At 65.8% G+C, this 18485-nt stretch carries 13 protein-coding genes; 10 read left to right on the top strand and 3 right to left on the bottom strand.

Annotated elements, in window-relative coordinates; translation table 11 throughout:
* The first annotated feature begins 123 nt into the window (after window positions 1-123).
* The 9 genes from murB (at window position 124) to ligA (ending at window position 13128) form a co-directional block, all read left to right on the top strand.
* A complete protein-coding gene (gene murB, locus QJT78_RS17930; protein ID WP_028147622.1) occupies window positions 124-1044 on the top strand; it encodes a UDP-N-acetylmuramate dehydrogenase in 921 nt (306 codons plus the stop codon).
* Window positions 1045-1066: 22 nt separating this feature from the next.
* Complete coding sequence (locus QJT78_RS17925; RefSeq protein WP_038942420.1) at window positions 1067-2053, top strand: D-alanine--D-alanine ligase; 987 nt, start codon at window positions 1067-1069, stop codon at window positions 2051-2053.
* A gap of 350 nt (window positions 2054-2403) precedes the next feature.
* Window positions 2404-3432, top strand: coding sequence for a cell division protein FtsQ/DivIB (locus QJT78_RS17920; protein WP_028147624.1), 1029 nt, complete (start codon window positions 2404-2406; stop codon window positions 3430-3432).
* Window positions 3429-4751, top strand: coding sequence for a cell division protein FtsA (ftsA, locus tag QJT78_RS17915; protein WP_028147625.1), 1323 nt, complete (start codon window positions 3429-3431; stop codon window positions 4749-4751). Before QJT78_RS17920 ends, ftsA begins: the two co-directional genes overlap by 4 nt.
* Window positions 4752-4838: 87 nt before the next feature.
* Entirely contained in the window at window positions 4839-6647 is a 1809-nt protein-coding gene (gene ftsZ / locus QJT78_RS17910) for a cell division protein FtsZ (RefSeq protein WP_028147626.1), read from the top strand.
* A gap of 364 nt (window positions 6648-7011) precedes the next feature.
* Entirely contained in the window at window positions 7012-7974 is a 963-nt protein-coding gene (gene lpxC / locus QJT78_RS17905) for a UDP-3-O-acyl-N-acetylglucosamine deacetylase (protein WP_028147627.1), read from the top strand.
* A 262-nt stretch (window positions 7975-8236) separates the two neighbouring features.
* A complete protein-coding gene (locus tag QJT78_RS17900) occupies window positions 8237-9124 on the top strand; it encodes an outer membrane protein assembly factor BamD (RefSeq protein ID WP_028147628.1) in 888 nt (295 codons plus the stop codon).
* Window positions 9125-9147: 23 nt separating this feature from the next.
* Window positions 9148-10818, top strand: coding sequence for a DNA repair protein RecN (recN, locus tag QJT78_RS17895; protein WP_028147629.1), 1671 nt, complete (start codon window positions 9148-9150; stop codon window positions 10816-10818).
* 156 nt (window positions 10819-10974) lie between these two features.
* Window positions 10975-13128: an NAD-dependent DNA ligase LigA gene (gene ligA, locus QJT78_RS17890; protein ID WP_028147630.1), complete on the top strand. Its 2154-nt coding sequence runs from the start codon at window positions 10975-10977 to the stop codon at window positions 13126-13128.
* A 225-nt stretch (window positions 13129-13353) separates the two neighbouring features.
* On the opposite strand, the gene QJT78_RS17885 is transcribed toward ligA, so the two are convergent.
* Window positions 13354-14634: a multidrug effflux MFS transporter gene (locus tag QJT78_RS17885; RefSeq protein ID WP_028147631.1), complete on the bottom strand. Its 1281-nt coding sequence runs from the start codon at window positions 14632-14634 to the stop codon at window positions 13354-13356.
* Window positions 14635-14970: 336 nt separating this feature from the next.
* Window positions 14971-16800: an aminopeptidase P family protein gene (locus tag QJT78_RS17880; RefSeq protein ID WP_038942416.1), complete on the bottom strand. Its 1830-nt coding sequence runs from the start codon at window positions 16798-16800 to the stop codon at window positions 14971-14973.
* A 185-nt stretch (window positions 16801-16985) separates the two neighbouring features.
* On the opposite strand from QJT78_RS17880, the gene QJT78_RS17875 reads away from it, so the two are divergent.
* Window positions 16986-17165: a hypothetical protein gene (locus tag QJT78_RS17875; protein WP_028147633.1), complete on the top strand. Its 180-nt coding sequence runs from the start codon at window positions 16986-16988 to the stop codon at window positions 17163-17165.
* 126 nt (window positions 17166-17291) lie between these two features.
* Here the strand turns inward: QJT78_RS17875 and QJT78_RS17870 are convergent, their stop codons facing one another.
* Complete coding sequence (locus QJT78_RS17870; RefSeq protein WP_028147634.1) at window positions 17292-18179, bottom strand: 50S ribosomal protein L11 methyltransferase; 888 nt, start codon at window positions 18177-18179, stop codon at window positions 17292-17294.
* Window positions 18180-18485 lie beyond the last annotated feature (306 nt).

Below are 18485 nucleotides of genomic sequence, written 5' to 3'. Positions count from 1 at the left end.
GCCGATGATCGAGAGCTGGACGGACGTGCGAAGCATTGATGAACTTGATCAAGACCATGTTGTTCCAAACATGGGCACGATGCTTCATCGTGGTGTCTGGTTTCCAAACCTTCCGTACGTCCAATGAGCTTTCCCGACATCACGCCCGATCTCAAAGCCGCGATGCCGGAGCTGCGCGGCCGGATGCTGGCCAACCAGTCGCTCGCCGAGCTCACCTGGTTTCGCGTCGGTGGTCCCGCGCAGGTGCTGTTCACGCCGGCGGATGAGGACGATCTCGCTTACTTCCTCGCGCATCTTGCGTCCGACATTCCCGTCTATGTCGTCGGCGTCGGCTCCAACCTGATCGTGCGCGACGGTGGCATTGCGGGCGTGGTGATTCGGCTGGCGCCGCGCGCCTTTGGCGAGGCGAGCGCGAGCAGCGATGTCGTCACCGCTGGAACTGCCGCGCTCGACAAGCGCGTGGCGGAAGTGGCGGCCTCCGCCAATATCGGCGGGCTCGAATTCTATTTCGGCATTCCCGGCACCATCGGCGGTGCGCTGCGCATGAATGCGGGCGCCAATGGCGGCGAGACCAAGGACGTATTGATCGAGGCGACCGGCGTTGCGAGGGACGGCAGCAAGCACGTGTTCTCCAACGCCGACATGAAGTTCGTCTACCGCAACAGCGGCGTCGATCCCTCCATCATCTTCACCTCCGCGCGCTTTCGCGGCGAGATCAAGGATACTGATGCGATCCGTGCGCGGATGGCGGAGGTGCAGACCCACCGCGAGACCGCGCAGCCGATCCGCGAAAAGACCGGCGGCTCGACCTTCAAGAACCCGCCCGGCCATTCTGCCTGGAAGCTGGTCGACGCCGCCGGGTGCCGCGGCCTGCGCGTCGGCGGCGCGCAGGTCTCGGAGATGCACTGCAATTTCCTGATCAACACGGGCGATGCCACCGCGCACGACATCGAGACGCTGGGCGAGACGGTGCGCGAACGTGTGAAGGCGAATTCCGGAATTGAGCTACATTGGGAAATCAAGCGGATTGGAATTCCCGGCTAACCTGGACAGGCGACGAGAGAACATGCGCATCACCATCCTCTTCGGCGGCTCCAACCGGGAGCGTCTGGTTTCGGTCGCCTCAGCCCAGGCGCTACATCAGGCGCTGCCCGAGGCCGATCTCTGGTGGTGGGACGTCGAGGACAAGGTGCATGTCGTGCAGTCGAAGCAACTGCTCGAACACGCCCGTCCGTTCGAGGACGAGTTCAAGCCCGGCACATCAGGCATTCCGCTGGGGCAGGCGCTCGATCAGGCCAAGGCAGAGGGCCGCGTGCTGGTGCTCGGCCTGCATGGCGGGCGCGCGGAGAACGGCGAATTGCAGGTGATGTGCGAGGCGCGCGGCGTGCCCTTCACCGGATCGGGCTCGGCCTCCTCGCATCTCGCCTTCGACAAGATCGCGGCCAAGCATTTCGCCGCGCTCGGCGGCGTGGCGCCGCCGGCCAACGTTGCGCTCGACGAGATCGACGAGGCCTTCGCCGAATACGGCCGGCTGATCGCCAAGCCCGCGCGCGACGGCTCGAGCTACGGCCTGATCTTCGTCAATGCGAAGCAGGATCTCGTCGCGGTCCGCAATGCCGCGAAGCACGAGGAGTACGTGATCGAGCCCTACATCGCCGGCGTCGAGGCAACCTGCGGCGTGCTGGAGCGCCCCGACGGCTCGATCATCTCGCTGCCGCCGATCGAAATCATTCCGGGCGAGGGCAATTTCGACTACGCCGCAAAGTATCTCCTGAAGTCGACCCAGGAGATCTGCCCCGGCCGTTTTGCGCCCGAGATCACCGCTGCGCTGAAGGAGCAGGCGATGCTGGCGCATCGCGCCATGTCCTGCACCGGCTATTCCCGTTCGGACTTCATCGTCTCCGACAGGGGCCTGATCTATCTTGAGACCAACACGCTGCCCGGGTTGACCAAGTCCTCGCTCTACCCCAAGGCGCTGAAAGCCGAAGGCATCGAGTTCGTCGACTTCCTGCGCGGCCTGGTCGAGCTCGCCGGGCGGGGCGTCAGAAAATAATTAGGACTGGTTAACGGCCGAACGGCCGAAATGCCCGGTTTTGGAACCCAAAACCGGTAAAATGCCGGACATCGCGGCATAAATGCCTCACATGCCTGGGCAAAACGCATCCCGCGTTAACGAAGTTTACCTTTTGTTTACCAGGACGTCCGAAGGTTAACGCTGGCGGCGCATATGACGCTTTGGCTGCCGGCGCGTGGGCTGTTGCGGGTGATGTCACCTCCAGCGAACGCTTTGAAGGGGAGAGGTTTTCTTCTTCTGAAGACCAGCACCCGGCCCGGCAAGTCCGAGACGTCATGTTCGCCAGGACCCGCGCGATGTCGCGGGCTAACTGTTGACGAGCTCGTGCAATGGATGGTGCAGGAAGCCTCACCCGGTCGTTTCTGAGATCGCTGAGGCCCCAAGCTGACCTGAAGGCGGCCGCTATCGGAGCGGTCGTGCTTCTGCGCGAGTGGGTGCAGGACAAGCGCGACCAGAAGCGCGCTGCCGCCCAGAACAAGATCAGGTCCAAGGCCAAAGCCAAGCCCGTCGTCGAGCGCGAGCCGCCGCCGCGCGTGGTCGCGCTGGTCGAGCGCTACGCGCCGCGCCGGATCGGGATCACCATGACCGTTCTGCTGCTGGCCGGAAGCTGCGGCTTCGGCATCGTCAGGGGCGGCCACCTCCAGGATTTCATCGCCGCGGTCAGCGACACCCGCAACGCGCTGGCCAATTCCGCGGGCTTCCGCATCACCTCCGTCGTGATCAACGGCCGCAAGCAGCTCACCCAGGACGAGATCCTCGCGGTCGGCGGGGTCAGCGGCCGCTCCTCGCTGCTGTTCCTCGACGCCGACGTCGTGCGCGACAAGCTCAAGGCCAATCCCTGGATTGCGGATGCGACCGTGCTGAAGCTCTATCCGGGCCGGCTCATGATCGACATCACCGAGCGCCAGGCCTTCGCGCTGTGGCAGGAGGCCGGCCGGCTCTCCGTCATCGCCGATGACGGCGCCGTGCTCGAGCCTTACGTCTCGCGCCGGTTCCTGTCGCTGCCGCTCGTGGTCGGCAAGGGCGCCGACACCCAGGCGCGCGATTTCCTGGCGCTGCTGGCGCGCTATCCGCAGATCAATTCGGTGACCAAGGCCGCGATCTATGTCGGCGAGCGGCGCTGGAACCTGAGGCTCAAGGATGGCCTCGACATCCGTCTGCCCGAGCAGGACGTCGGCAACGCCCTCGCGACGCTGTCCAGGCTCGACAAGGAGGACAAGCTGTTCTCCCGCGACATCGTCGCCGTCGACATGCGCCTGCCCGATCGCCTGGTGGTGCAGCTGTCCGACGACGCCGCCAAGGCGCGCGAAGACCTGTTCAAGGACAAGAAGAAAAAGAAGGCCGGGGACGCCGCATGACCGGTCTTGATCGCACCCAGACCCCGAAGACGCGCCCGATGCCGCACAAGCGCGGCGGCATCGTCGCCTGCCTCGATATCGGCACCAGCAAGATCGCCTGCATGATTGCGCGGCTGAGGCCGTCGGCGCCGAGCGAAGCCCTGCGCGACCGTACCCACGCGGTGGAGCTGATCGGTTACAGCCAGATCCAGTCGCGCGGCATGAAGGCCGGCGCGGTGATCGATCTTGCCGAATGCGAGCAGGCGGTACGCCAGGCCGTCGGGCTGGCGGAGAAGATGGCCAAGGTGCGGGTCGAGTCCGTGCTGCTGTCGGTCTCCGGCGGCCGGCTCTCCGGCCAGCTGGTCGAAGCTGCCGCCGACATCCGCGGCGGCGCGGTGACGCCGGCCGATGTCAGCCGCGTCACCTCGACCGGCATGCGTCACGCCACCGGCGAGGGCCGCACCGTGCTGCACGCGCTGCCGGTCGGCTACACGCTCGACGGCGTCAAGGGCATCCGCGATCCGCGCGGCATGGTCGCGCATCAGTTCGGCGTCGACATGAACGTCGTCACCTGCGAGGCCACCGTTGCCCGTAACCTGATGCTGGCGGTGGAGCGCTGCCACATCAATGTCGAAGCCATGGCGGCGAGCCCTTATGTGGCCGGCCTGTCGGTGCTGACCGACGACGAGGCCGATCTCGGCGCCGCCGTCGTCGAGATGGGCGCGGGCACCACCACCATCGCGGTCTATTCCGGCGGCCGCTTCGTGCATGCGGCGGGCTTTGCGGTCGGCGGGCAACACATCACGATGGATCTCGCGCGTGGACTCTCCGCGACCATTGCCGATGCCGAGCGAATCAAGACGTTATATGGGACCGTCATCACCGGCGGATCGGACTCGCGTGAGCTGATGTCTGTACCGACAGCCGGTGACGAGCAGGATCTGCCGCAGATCGTCTCCCGCGCCACCATCGCCAACATCGTCAAGCACCGTGCCGAGGAAGTCTTCGAAATGGTTCGGGACAAGCTGAAGGATTCGCCCTTCGCCTCAGAGCGCAATGGCCGCGTCGTGCTCTCCGGCGGCGCCTCGCAGCTCACCGGCCTCGTCGAACTCGGCACGCAGATTCTCGGCCGGCCCGTGCGGGTCGGACGTCCGCTCGGTTTCGGCCGGCTGCCCAACGAGGCGAAGAACGCCGCCTTCGCGGTGCCGGCCGGGCTCCTCGTCTACCCGCAATATGTTCACCACGAGCATGTCGAACCGCGGCATACGCGGCAGCAGGTCAAGACAGGGACGGGCGGTTATTTTGGAAAGGTCGGACGATGGCTACGCGAGGGCTTCTGATGAACCGGTTCCGCAACCTTCGCATTTCACCAACTCCCGCGGCCGCCGGCCGGGGCGAACCCACGCGCGCGTGATCGAGAGGCAAACATGACCATCAGCATCAATGTTCCTGATATTCACGAATTGAAGCCCCGGATCACCGTGTTCGGCGTCGGTGGCGCCGGTGGCAACGCCGTCAACAACATGATCACGGCGGGCCTCCAGGGCGTCGACTTCGTGGTCGCCAACACCGATGCGCAGGCGCTGACGATGTCGAAGGCGCAGCGCATCGTGCAGATGGGCACCGCAGTCACGCAAGGCCTCGGCGCGGGTTCGCAGCCGAACGTCGGCGCGGCGGCGGCGGAAGAGGTGATCGACGAACTGCGCGACCATCTCTCGGGCGCCAACATGGTGTTCGTCACCGCCGGCATGGGCGGCGGCACCGGCACCGGTGCAGCTCCCGTCATCGCCAAGACCGCGCGCGACATGGGCATCCTCACCGTCGGCGTCGTGACCAAGCCGTTCCACTTCGAGGGCGGTCGCCGCATGCGCACCGCCGAGGCCGGCATCAACGAGCTGCACAAGGTCGTCGACACGCTGCTGATCATCCCGAACCAGAACCTGTTCCGGGTCGCCAACGAGAAGACCACCTTCGCCGACGCCTTCGCGATGGCCGACCAGGTGCTTTACTCCGGCGTTGCCTGCATCACCGACCTGATGGTCAAGGAAGGTCTGATCAACCTCGATTTCGCCGACGTTCGCGCCGTCATGCGCGAGATGGGCAAGGCGATGATGGGTACGGGCGAAGCTTCCGGCGACAAGCGCGCGCTGACCGCCGCTGAAGCCGCGATCGCCAACCCGCTGATCGACGATAGCTCGATGAAGGGCGCCAAGGGCCTCCTCATCTCGATCACCGGCGGCAAGGACCTCACCTTGTTCGAGGTTGACGAAGCCGCGACCCGCATCCGCGAGGAAGTCGACCAGGACGCCAACATCATCGTCGGCGCGACCTTCGACGAAGCGCTCGACGGCCTGATCCGCGTCTCGGTTGTTGCCACCGGCATCGAGCAGGCAACGATCGCCCGCAACACCCAGGCCACCAGCGCCCCGGTCGCGAACGCGGCGCCGCAGCAGATCCAACAGGTGCAGCAGGCTCCCGCTGCTCCGGCCGCCGCAGCCGAGAGCCGTCTCGCCGACCTGACCGCGCGCCTGCGCGCTGACAATCAGCGCATGGCCGAGCGCGCCCAGAAGCTAGAAGCCCAGATCCCGGCCGCAGCCCCCGGTGCCGCGCCGACCGCGCCGCGTCCGAATGTCGAGCGCGCCGCGCTTGCCGCCATCGCGGCTGCCGTTGCCGAGGTCCCGCAGGCGCCCGCGCCGATGCAGACCTATGGCGACGTCACGGTGCGCCCGATCGCGCAGAAGCCGACGCTGTTTCCGGAGCCCGACATGGCCCCGGTCGCGATGCAGGAACCGATGACGCCGGATACCTTCATCCCGCCGCAGGCCGAGCGTGGGCCGGTCCGTGCCCCCCGGATGCCGCGAATCGACGAACTGCCGATGCCGGCCCAGGCCGAGCTTCGCCAGGCCCGCGGCGAGGCTGAAGAAGAAACCCCGCAGAAGACCCGCCTGTCGCTGCTCCAGCGCCTCGCCAATGTCGGTCTCGGCCGCCGCGACGAGGAGAGTGAGGCGCCGGTCACAGCCCGCACCGCCGGTCCCGCGATGCCGCCGCTGCCCGATCGCCGGCCCCAGAAGAGCGTGGCGCAGCAGATCGCGGCGAGCGAGCCGGTATCGGAGTATGCCCGCCGTCCTGCGCCTCAGGGCCTGGACATGCATGGCCGCCCGGCGCCTGTTGCGCCGGCGCCACAGGGTGACGACCATCTTGATATCCCGGCCTTCCTGAGGCGTCAGGCGACCTGAGGATTGTTACAATTAGGCTGACGAAAAAGGGTCCCGGCGGGAAGCTTGCCGGGACCTTTCCTTTGGTCCCGTGCATGCCCGGATTGCGGGATCAAACAACTGATTTTAAATCATTAATTACGCATTTGGTGGTTCAGTAAAACTGCCGATAACGGTCCCAAACTCCGGCGCAATTTGGTTAAGCCTTGGCGCGAATACGGCAGGTTTGGGGTAACAATCGGTAAAAAAGCGTGAGTTGGCGCTGTTTGAGGCTGTGACTATGGTTTGCCGTGACTTGGGGATACGGAGATTCGCAACCGTCGGCACTGGCCGGCCAAGCGGGCCTAGTATAAGTCGCAGTGGGTCGTAGTGGGGCGGATTCCTGATGAAATTTAGCCGGCAAACAACGCTTCGTGCGCAAGCCACCGTGGCCGGCGTAGGCGTTCATTCCGGTCTTCCCGTCACTCTGACGGTTGGGCCTGCGCCCGTCGATGCGGGGTTTGTTTTTGTCCGCACCGGCCTCGAGGGAAGTGACCGTGAGATTCAGGCGACCGCCGACCAGGTGATCGCGACCGACTTCGCCACCGTCCTCGGCGATCGTGACGGCCCGTTGGTTTCAACCGCCGAACACGTGCTTGCCGCGCTGCGGGGCATGGGCGTCGACAACGCCACCATCGAGATCGACGGACCGGAAGTGCCGATCATGGACGGCAGCGCCGCGGCCTTCATTGCCGCGATCGACCAGGCCGGCATCGTCAGCCAGCCGGCACAGCGCCGCTTCATTCAGGTCTTGAAGCCGATCTCGGCCAAGGTCGGTGACTCCTTCGGCGAGATCCGGCCCTACGCCAACGGGTTCCGCGTTGATATCGAGATCGACTTCACCAATCCCGTCATCGGCCAGCAGAGCTACGGCTTCGACCTGAGCCCGGAGCGCTTCCGCCGCGAAGTCGGCCGCGCCCGGACTTTCGGCCTGATGTGCGACGTCGCCCGGCTCTGGAGCGCGGGTTACGCACTCGGCGCCTCCTTCGACAATACCGTCGTGTTCGACGACGAGCGGCTGCTCAACACCGAGGGCCTGCGCTACGCCGACGAATGCGCCCGCCACAAGGTGCTGGACGTGATCGGCGATCTCGCGCTGGCCGGCCTGCCGCTGCTTGGCGCCTACCGCTCGGTGCGTGGCGGCCACAAGCTCAACCACGCTGTCCTGACCGCACTGCTCGCCGACCGTACCGCCTGGCGGGTGGTCGAGGGCGAAGCGGTCCGCCGCACCACGCGTCCCGTGGGCGAAGTCGGTCGTGGCATCGTCGGCGGCCGGATCGCCGCGGCCTACGGGCCGGACGTGTCCTGAAGGGACCTGTCGCCACTGGCGTTCTGTTGCCGCCTGCGTTTGGCGGCGGCTTTCCCCGGGAAACTCCTGGTAACGATGATCGGCTAGGATTGCGGCGCGTTCGCCTTAATCCGGGCGAAATGCCTGCCTATCCGGTTGGTTCGAGATCGTTTTTCGGTTACACGGCGTGGTCGCATGGCAGGCGACACGGCTACATTTCGCGCCCATGACGGGGTTCATGGGCTGGCGGACACCGCATCACAGGGCGTCAGGGCTTAAATTCATGTCGGCACAGCGTATGACGCGCGGATATCTCTCGGTCTCGCCTGGAGTCCGCGGGCTGCTTCAAGCCGCCACCTTCGTGGTGCTCGCGCTGCCGCTGGCCGGCTGCGGCACCGGCGCGCTCTGGGACAAGTTCACCGCCAAGGACGACACCTTCACCGAGGAGCCCGCCGACAAGATCTATAATGAGGGCCTGTACCTCATGAACGAGAAGAAGGACATGAAGGGGGCGAACAAGAAGTTCGAAGAGGTCGACCGCCAGCATCCTTATTCCGACTGGGCCCGCAAATCGCTGCTGATGTCGGCCTATGCCTCCTACCAGGGCGGCGACTATGACGGCTGCATCGGCGCCGCGACCCGCTACGTCACGCTGCATCCCGGCAGCCCGGACGCGGCCTACGCGCAGTACCTGATCGCCGCCTCCCACTACGATCAGATCCCGGACATCAGCCGCGACCAAGCCCGCACCGAGAAGGCGATCGCCGCGCTGGAAGAGGTGAACCGCAAATATCCGAACTCGGAATATGCGACCTCGGCCAAGGCCAAGATCGAGGGTGCGCGCGACCAGCTCGCCGGCAAGGAAATGAATGTCGGCCGCTACTACATGCAGAAGCGCGACTACACGGCGGCGATCAACCGCTACAAGGCCGTCGTCACGCAGTACCAGACCACCCGCCATGTCGAGGAGGCTCTGTTCCGGCTCACCGAGGCCTATATGACGATCGGCATCGTCGCCGAGGCGCAGACCGCAGCCGCGGTGCTTGGCCACAATTTTCCTGACAGCCGCTGGTACAAGGACGCCTATAATCTTGTAAAATCCGGCGGTCTCGAGCCGAGCGAGAATCAGGGTTCCTGGATGAGCAGGGCCTTCAAGAAGATAGGCCTATAGTCTCGGCTAGGAAATTTGATTCCATGCTGGCGCGTCTGTCGATCCGTGACATCGTCCTGATCGAGCGGCTCGATATCGAATTCGCCACCGGACTTGCGGTTTTGACCGGTGAGACCGGTGCGGGCAAATCCATCCTGCTCGATGCCTTTGCGCTGGCGCTCGGCGGCCGCGGCGACGCCGGCCTCGTGCGCCATGGCGCGGAGCAGGGGCAGGTCACCGCCGTCTTCGATATCCCCAAAAATCACCCGGCGATGAGGATTCTGGCCGAGAACGGCCTGGATGATACCGGCGAGATGATTCTCCGCCGGGTGCAACTCGCCGACGGCCGCACCCGCGCGTTCATCAACGACCAGTCGATCAGCGTGCAGACGCTGAAGGCGGTCGGTGGCGCCCTGGTCGAGATCCACGGCCAGCATGACGAGCGCGCGCTGGTCGATGCCGCCACCCACCGCCGCCTGCTCGACGCCTTTGCCGGGCTCGAAAAGGACGTCACCGCGGTCGAAGCGCTCTGGGACGCGCGCCGCACGGCCAGCGCCGCGCTGGAAGAGCACCGCGCCGCCATGGAGCGCGCCGCGCGCGAGGCGGACTATCTGCGCCACGCCTCCGACGAGCTGAAGCAGCTCGCGCCCAAGGATGGCGAGGAGACCTCGCTCGCCGGTCGCCGCACCACCATGATGCAGGGCGAGAAGATCGCCTCCGATTTACGGGAGGCGCAGGAAGCCGTCGGCGGCAATCATTCGCCGGTCGCCTCCCTGTCGGCCGCGGTGCGCCGGCTGGAGCGGCGCGGCGTCAACTCGCCGGCGCTGGTCGAGCCCGCCGTGAAGGCGATCGACGCCGCGATCAACGCGCTGGAGGAAGCCGACCAGCATCTCCTGGCCGCGCTCGCCGCGACCGACTTCGATCCGGGTGAGCTCGAGCGCATCGAGGAGCGGCTGTTCGCGCTGCGCGCCGCCTCGCGCAAATATTCGACGCCGGTCGATGGCCTCGCCGCGCTTGCCGCCAAATACGCTGCCGACGTCGTCCTGATCGATGCCGGTGCTTCGCGGTTGAAGAAGCTGGAGCAGGCGGCGATCGAGGCTGACGCGCGCTATGCCGCTGCCGCCAAGAAACTGTCGATGGCGCGGCAGAAGTCGGCGGACAAGCTCAACAAGGCGGTCAACGCCGAGCTCGCGCCGCTCAAGCTCGAACGCGCCAAGTTCATGACGCAGGTCGAGACCGATGAGGCCACGCCGGGCCCGCAAGGTTTCGACCGCGTCGAGTTCTGGGTGCAGACCAATCCCGGCACCAAGCCGGGTCCGATGATGAAGGTCGCTTCCGGCGGCGAGCTCTCGCGCTTCCTGCTGGCGCTCAAGGTCGTGCTGTCCGACCGCGGCTCGGCGCCGACGCTGGTGTTCGACGAAATCGACACCGGGGTCGGCGGTGCGGTCGCGGACGCCATCGGTGGGCGGCTCGCGCGGCTTGCCGGCAAGGTGCAGGTGATGGCCGTGACCCACGCCCCGCAGGTCGCCGCCCGTGCCGGCCAGCATCTGCTGATCTCCAAGGACGCCCTCGACAAGGGCAAGCGCGTCGCCACCCGCGTCAATGCGCTGGCCGCCGACCACCGCCGCGAGGAGATCGCCCGCATGCTCGCCGGCGCCGAGATCACGGCCGAGGCGAGGGCGGCCGCCGATCGGCTGCTCAAGGCGGCGAGTTAGACTTTGTGTCCCGGATGCGCGTAGCGCGAGCCGGGGACACGGAATGCCGCCACACAGGCCCCGGCTCTGCAGCGCACGGCTCCGCGCTGCGCAGCGTCCGGGGGCACGAGACTAACCGCCTTTACCCTCCCGCCCGCTCCGTCGTATCCAAGCACCATGGCAAGAGCAGCAAAATCCAAAGCAAGGCCGCTTCGCGACGTCGCCGACCTCACCAAGGCGCAGGCCAAGGTCGAGCACATGCGGCTCGCACTCGAACTCGAAGAGCACGACAGGCGCTACTATCAAGAGGACGCGCCCACCGTGACCGACGCCGAGTACGACGCGTTGCGCCAGCGCTTCAACGCGATCGAAAAGCGCTTTCCGGATTTCGTCAGCGCGGAGTCGCCGTCCCAGAAAGTCGGCGCGGCACCGTCGGGTCGCTTCAGGAAAGTCCGGCATTCCGTTCCGATGCTGTCGCTCGACAACGCGTTTGCCGAAGAGGACGTCCGCGACTTCGTCGGCCGCATCGTTCGCTTCCTGAAGCTCGACGACGACAAGGTCGATTTTTCCGCCGAGCCGAAGATCGACGGCCTCTCGATGTCGCTGCGCTACGAGGGCGGCGAGCTCGTCACCGCGGCGACCCGCGGTGATGGCGCCGAAGGCGAGGACGTCACCGCCAACATCCGTACGCTCGAAGACGTGCCGCAGAAGCTGAAAGGCCGCAACGTCCCTGACATCTGCGAGGTGCGCGGCGAGGTCTACATGACCAAGAGGGCCTTCCTGACACTCAACAAGAAGCAGGTCGAGGCCGGCGAGGCGCCGTTCGCCAATCCGCGCAACTCGGCCGCGGGCTCGCTCCGGCAGAAGGACCCGACCATCACCGCCTCGCGCCCCCTGGGCTTCTTCGCCTATGCCTGGGGCGAGATGAGCGCGATGCCGGAGGGTACGCAGAGCGGCATGATCGGCTGGTTCGAGCGCTGCGGCTTCAAGACCAATCCGTTGACCAGGCTCTGTCATTCCGTCGAGGAGTTGCTCGCGTTCCATCATTCGATCGAGGAGCAGCGCGCAAAACTCGATTACGACATCGACGGCGTCGTCTACAAGGTCGACCGCATCGACTGGCAGGAACGGCTCGGCTTCGTCTCGCGCACGCCGCGTTGGGGCATCGCGCACAAATTCCCGGCCGAGCGCGCCGTGACGGTGCTGCGCGACATCGAGATCCAGGTCGGCCGCACCGGCTCGTTCACGCCGGTCGGCAAGCTCGAACCGGTCGGCGTCGGCGGCGTGATCGTGCAGAACGTCACGCTGCACAACGAAGACTACATCAAGGGTATCGGTAACAAGGGTGAGGTGCTGCGCGAGGGGCGCGATATCAGGATCGGCGACACCGTCGTGATCCAGCGTGCCGGCGACGTCATCCCGCAGGTGGTCGACGTCGTCCTCGACAAGCGGCCGAAGACCGCCAAGGAATTCCATTTCCCGACGAAGTGCCCGTGCCCGCTGCACACCGACGTCACGCGCGAGGAGACGGCGGCCGGCGAAGAGGGCTCGCGCGCCCGCTGCACCGGCGAGTTCGCCTGTCCCTATCAGAAGATCGAGCACCTCAAGCTGTTCGTGTCGCGGCGCGCTTTCGACATCGACGGTCTTGGCGAGAAGCAGCTCCAGTACTTCTTCGACGAGGGATGGGTGAAGGAGCCTGCCGATATCTTCACGCTGGAGAAGCGCAATGCGAAGCTGAAGCTCGAGGAGATCGAGGGCTACGGCGAAACGTCGGTACGCAACCTGTTCGGCGCCATCGAAAGCCGGCGCAGAATCGCGCTGGAGCGCTTCGTCTATGCGCTCGGGATGCGTCATGTCGGCGAGACCACGGCGCTGGCGCTCGCACGCGGCTATGGCTCGTGGGGCGCTTTCCACGACGCCTGCCTCAAGGTCGCCAAGGGCGACGAGGAGGCGATGGCCGAGATGGACGCGCTGGACCAGATCGGCGAGACCGTGATCAAGAGCATCGCCGACTATTTCGGCGAGAGCCACAATCGCGGCATCGTCGAGCGGCTGACCAAGGAAGTCGAGATCGTCGATGCCGAGAAGCCGAAGAGCAACTCCGCCGTCGCCGGCAAGACGGTGGTGTTCACGGGATCGCTGGAGAAGATGACGCGCGACGAGGCCAAGGCGACCGCGGAGCGTCTGGGCGCGAAGGTGTCGGGCTCTGTGTCGAAGAAGACCGACCTCGTCGTCGCCGGCCCCGGCGCGGGCTCCAAGCTCGCGGAAGCCAACAAGCACGGCGTCAAGGTGTTGACCGAGGACGAGTGGCTGACGCTGATCGGGGAGTGAGCGGAGCGCGCTCGCGCCACTCACTCCGCTGTCGTCGCCCGGCTTGACCGGGCGATCCAGTACTCCGAGACGGCTGCGATAGAACCGATGGGCCGCGGCGTACTGGATTCCCAGCTTGCCGCCTACGCTAAGGCTTCGGCGGCCCTGGACCTCGGCCCCGGCGAAGCGTTGGCGTAGCCGGGTCGCGGGGAATGACACCGAGATTGATGCGAGGCCAATCGCCTCTCACATCATCCCGCTCTCTTCCTCCTCCGCCTGCTCGATCAACTCCTCGCTCACCACCACCTCGCGGCGGGGAACGACGAAGATCATCATGCAGGCGCAGAGCAGCGATATCGCCAGCACCGCGGAGGTCAGCGGCAGCGTGGTGGCGGAGTGGCCGCCGAGATAGGCGCCGAATTGGGACATCAGCGCGCCGATGCCCTGTTGCAGGAAGCCCATTGCGCCTGACGCGGTGCCTGCGGCTTCAGGGCGGATGCTGATGGCGCCGGCGGCGGAGTTCGCCATCACGAAGGCATTGCCGACCATCACGATCATCTGCGTGCCGAATAGCCACGCCGGTGCCTCGTTCCAAGCGGTGAAGCTCCAGAGCAGGTTCAACAGGCTGCCGCAGAGTTGCAGGCCGAGCCCGAACCAGATCAGCTTTTCCAGCGAGTGTCGCGGCGCGAAGCGCACGCAGAGCAGATTGCCGACGAGATATGCAAAGCCTGTTGTCGCGAACCAGGCGCCATATTCGGCGCTGGTCCGGCCCATCTGCGTCACGACAATGTAGGGGCCGCCGCCGGCGAAGGTGAAGATGATCTGGGACGCCAGCACCTGGCACATCACATAGCCGATGAAGGCGCGGCTCTTGATCAGGGTGCCGACGTCGCTGCGAAAGCCGCCGCTGCCGACCGCGCGATCGCGGCGGGTCTCGGGCAACGCGATCGCGATGCCGATTGCGACCGCGATCGCGCCGATCGTGACGGCGTAGAAGATCGCGCGCCAGCCGAATGCGGTCTCGATCAGGCCGCCGGTGAGCGGTGAGACCATCTGGCCGATCATGAGCGCTGCGACTACGAGGCTGATCATGGAGGCGACGCGGTCGCGCTCGTAGATATCGCGGATGATGGCGCGGCTGACCACCATGCCGGAGGCGCCGCCGAGCGCCTGGAAGAAGCGCGCTGCGATCAGTTGGGGTAGGGTTTCGGCGAAGATGCAGGCGATGCTCGCCGCGACCATCAGCGCGAGGCCGCCAAGCAGGACCGGACGCCGGCCGAATCTGTCCGACAGCGGTCCCATGATGAGCTGCGACAATGCGATGCCGACCATGTAGAGCGACACCGTCATCTGTGCGATCGAGATGTCGCGGCCGAACGTCGTCGCCAGCACGGGCAGCGCCGGAACCAGGATGTAGAGCGAGATCGGCGCGATCCCGGTCATGACGACCAGCAGCAGCAACACCACGCGCGAGGTCGCGATGTTTTTCGTCGCCGCATCCGGCGGCCTGCTGATCATGCCGTGCATAGTCGTCCGTCTTTCGAAGTCGAATCGACTGTAGCGTGCTCGCACAAGACGGATATCGGCGTTTCGGAATGCGGCTATTCGGATTTCGGGACGGTTACGATAACAGCGTGTGGAGACCGTTATCCTACGGGGCGCGTGTGCTGAGATGTTGTGCGGTCGTGCCACATCTTCGGTGTCATTCCCCGCGAAGGCGGGGAATCCAGTATTCCAGAGGCCGTAGTGATTGAATCGAGAGGCTGCGGCGTACTGGATGCCCCGCCTTCGCGGGGCATGACAGCGAGTGTGAGGTGAGAGCCTTGCGCAAATCGCGTAGCGCCATGCATCTCCGGCGCGCGCTTACGCCTTCAGCTCCGCCGTGGCCTGATCGAGCCAGGCCTTCGTCGCTTCGTCCAGCGCCGGCCGCACCTCGGCGCGAACGCGCGCGTGGTAGGCGTTGAGCCAGTCGAGCTCGTCCTTGCCCAGCATCGCGACATCGACCAGCCGGCGGTCGATCGGCGCCAGGGTCAGCGTCTCGAACGCGTTCATCGGCTTCTCGGCGCCCTCGATGTCGGCGGCGACCACCAGCTCGAGGTTCTCGATGCGGATGCCGAAGCCGTCGGTCTTGTAATAGCCGGGCTCGTTGGAGAGGATCATGCCGCGCTTCAGCGGCGTGGTGCCGAGCTTCGAGATCCGCGCCGGTCCTTCGTGCACACTGAGATAGCTGCCGACGCCGTGGCCGGTGCCGTGCTCGAAATCGACACCGGCGGCCCAGAGATATTGCCGCGCCAGCGTGTCGAGCTGCGCGCCGGTGGTGCCGTCGGGAAACACCGCGCGCGCGATCGCGATGTGGCCGCGCAGCACCCGGGTGAAGCGGTCGCGCATCTCGCCGGTCGGCTCGCCCACGGTCATCGTGCGGGTGACGTCGGTGGTGCCGTCTTCATATTGCGCACCGGAATCGATCAGCAGCAGGTCGCCCGGCGCGATGCGCCGATTGCTCTTGCGGGTGACGCGGTAGTGCACGATGGCGCCGTTCGGGCCGGTGCCTGATATGGTCGGGAACGAGACGTCCTTCAGCGCGCCGGTGTCACGGCGGAACGTCTCAAGCGCCTCAACCGCGTCGATCTCGGTCAGCTTGCCGCTCGGTGCCTCGCGATCGACGAAGGCGAGGAAGCGCGCCAGCGCTACGGCGTCGCGGCGGTGCGCCGTCCGTGTGCCCTTGATCTCGGTCGCATTCTTGACGGCCTTGAGCAGTGCAATCGGATCGCTGCCGCGCACCGGCTTGCCGCCGGCGCTTGCGATCAGCCGGCTGAGCGCGTCGGCCGCGGTGGCATTGTCGAGCGCGATCGCGGCGCCACTCTTGGCGAGCGCCATCAGCGTCGGCGCCATCGCATCGGGCTCGCGCACGTCGGCGGACTGTTCCAGATGGTCGCGGGTCAAATTGGAGAGTTTTCGGTGGTCGATGAACACGGTCGGCCGGCCGTCCTTCGGCACCAGCGCGTAGGACAGCGGCAACGGCGTATGGGCGACGTCGGCGCCACGGATGTTGAAGGTCCAGGCTACGGCGTGGCTGTCGGAGAGCACCAGCGCGTCGACGCCGAGCTTGGCGATCTCGCTTTTGATTTGCGTGATCTTCTCGGCCTCGGCGACCCCGGCATTTTGCAGGCTGTGCACGGCGACCGCGGCCAGCGGCGGCTGCGGCCGGTCCTGCCAGATCGCGTCGACCGGGTTGCTGTCGACGGCGACCAGCTCGGCGCCGGCCTTGGCGCAGGCGGCGGCGAGGCGCTCGGCTGCCGAAGAAGTGTGCAGCCACGGATCAAATCCGAGGCGGTCGCCGGCTTTCAGGTGCGTCGATACCCAGCTTTCCGGCGGCGGATCGATCAGCGATTCCACCGCCCAGGCCTTTGCGTCGACCTGCTTGGCCGCCTGGATCGTGTAGCGGCCGTCGACGAAGACCGCGGCCTCATGCGTCAGCACCACCGCCAATCCCGCCGAACCGGTAAAGCCGGTCAGCCAGGCCAGCCGCTCTTCCGAGGGGGGCACATATTCGTTCTGCTGCTGATCGGCGCGCGGAACGACGAAGCCGGTCAGCTTGCGGCGGGCGAGTTCTTCACGGAGCGCGGCAAGGCGCGCCGTCAATGCGACGCCGGCCTCGGGCTCCTCGAATGTCTGGAAGTGTGCTTCGAACATGGCTCAGTTTAGGATCATGAGGATCAGTCCGCAATGTAGACGCATTTGGGGTCGCATCTGGCACGGACCGTGCTTGAAAATGGTCCATTCGAATTGAGTGGAGTACAGGATGCAGCAGTTGCGCTTCGTCCGGATAACAGGGAAATTCGAGCGAGTGGTTCATCTCAACGGCGAGGGGACACACGATGCCAGCGTTCATGTTTGAGAAGATTTCGCCGCCGGCCCACCGCGCCCCGGCCGCAACGACACCGAAGAAGCCGCGCGGCCTCATCAGCCAGATGATCGACCGTTTCGCCGAGCGCCGCGCCAGGCGTGCCTTGCAGGGCAAGCGCGCGACGCGTCGGGACGAGAAGCCGGCGGAGTAGTGGCGGTGTCGACGATGCCGTAGGGTGGGCAAAGGCGCAGAGCGCCGTGCCCACCACGCTTCCGCCGTCGCTCTTCGAGCTATCGCGGACAAGTCGCTTTGCCCACCCTACGGCACCTACGCTGCCTTACCCCATCTTCCGCAGCAACAAACTGCTCCACCCCTCGATCCGCAGGTGCCGCACCGGCACGAGGCCGCGTGCACGGTAGGCGGCGATCACGGCGGGGGCCTGGTGGGTCAAGAGGCCGGAGAGGATGACGCGCGCGCCGGGCGCGAGGTGCCGCGCCATCGGGCCGGCCAATTGCCTTAACGGGTTGGCAAGGATGTTGGCCAGGACCAGGTCGAACGGGCCGCATCTGGCAAAGTCCGGTGCAGCAAATCCGGTTGCGCGGATCACCCGCACCTGGTTGCCGACGTGGTTCAGTGTCGCATTCTCAGCCGCCACCCGCACCGATGGGGGGTCGATGTCGGAGGCGAGCACCGCGCGATGCAGCGCCTTCGCTGCGGCGATGCCCAGCACGCCGGTGCCGGTGCCGAGGTCGAGCAGGTTCCTCGGCCGGGAACTCTTCAGGACGTGGTCAAGCAACAGTAAACAGCCGCGGGTGGTGCCGTGGTGGCCGGTGCCGAAGGCGAGCGCTGCCTCGATCTCGATGGCAAGCTTGTTCGGCGCGACGCGGTCGCGGTCGTGGCTGCCGTGTACGACGAAGCGCCCGGCCGGCACCGGGACGAGATCTTCGAGGCTCGCCTTGACCCAGTCCTTGGCCTCGACAATGTCGAAGATGAGAGTGTCGGCGATCTCGTTTCCTGCCGAAGTTACAATGAGTTCCCGCAGCCATGCCTGGTCGGGCGCCTCGGCGAAATGGAGCGTGACGTCCCACTGTCCGTCCGGCCGCTCAAAGGCGGCGACCGCCGCGTCGCCGTCGAAAAAGACCTCCGTGAGCACGTCGACGACGCCCTTGGCCGCGGCCTCGGTGCCGATCGAAAAGCAGGCGCGATGAGTGGGAGAAAGCTGCATTCTAGGGTTCCGTCAGTTCAATTTTTGGAACTTTTGTTCCCAATTTTCCGCATAACTTGCAGGTTCCGATTTAACCTGACTGCAGGTTGTATCCCGTACATTTCCGGGTGTTGGATCCAGCCAACGCATCTTGGAATTGAAACGGAGGCAAGTCTTGAAGAGCATGGTTTTGAAGTTCTGGTCGGACGAATCCGGTGTCATTCGGCTTGCAATATTGACCCCCTAAGCCGGGGGATCGGCGTCCAAAATTGACCCCCTACAGGTTGGTCTGTTGCGCTGCCTGCTTCGTAACAAAGCAGGTGGTGG

The sequence above is a fragment of the Bradyrhizobium sp. Mp27 genome, assembly GCF_029953005.1.
Classification (GTDB): Bacteria; Pseudomonadota; Alphaproteobacteria; order Rhizobiales; family Xanthobacteraceae; genus Bradyrhizobium; species Bradyrhizobium barranii.
The sequence above is the reverse complement of the archived record's forward strand: the minus strand, read 5'-3'. Positions and strand labels throughout refer to the sequence as shown.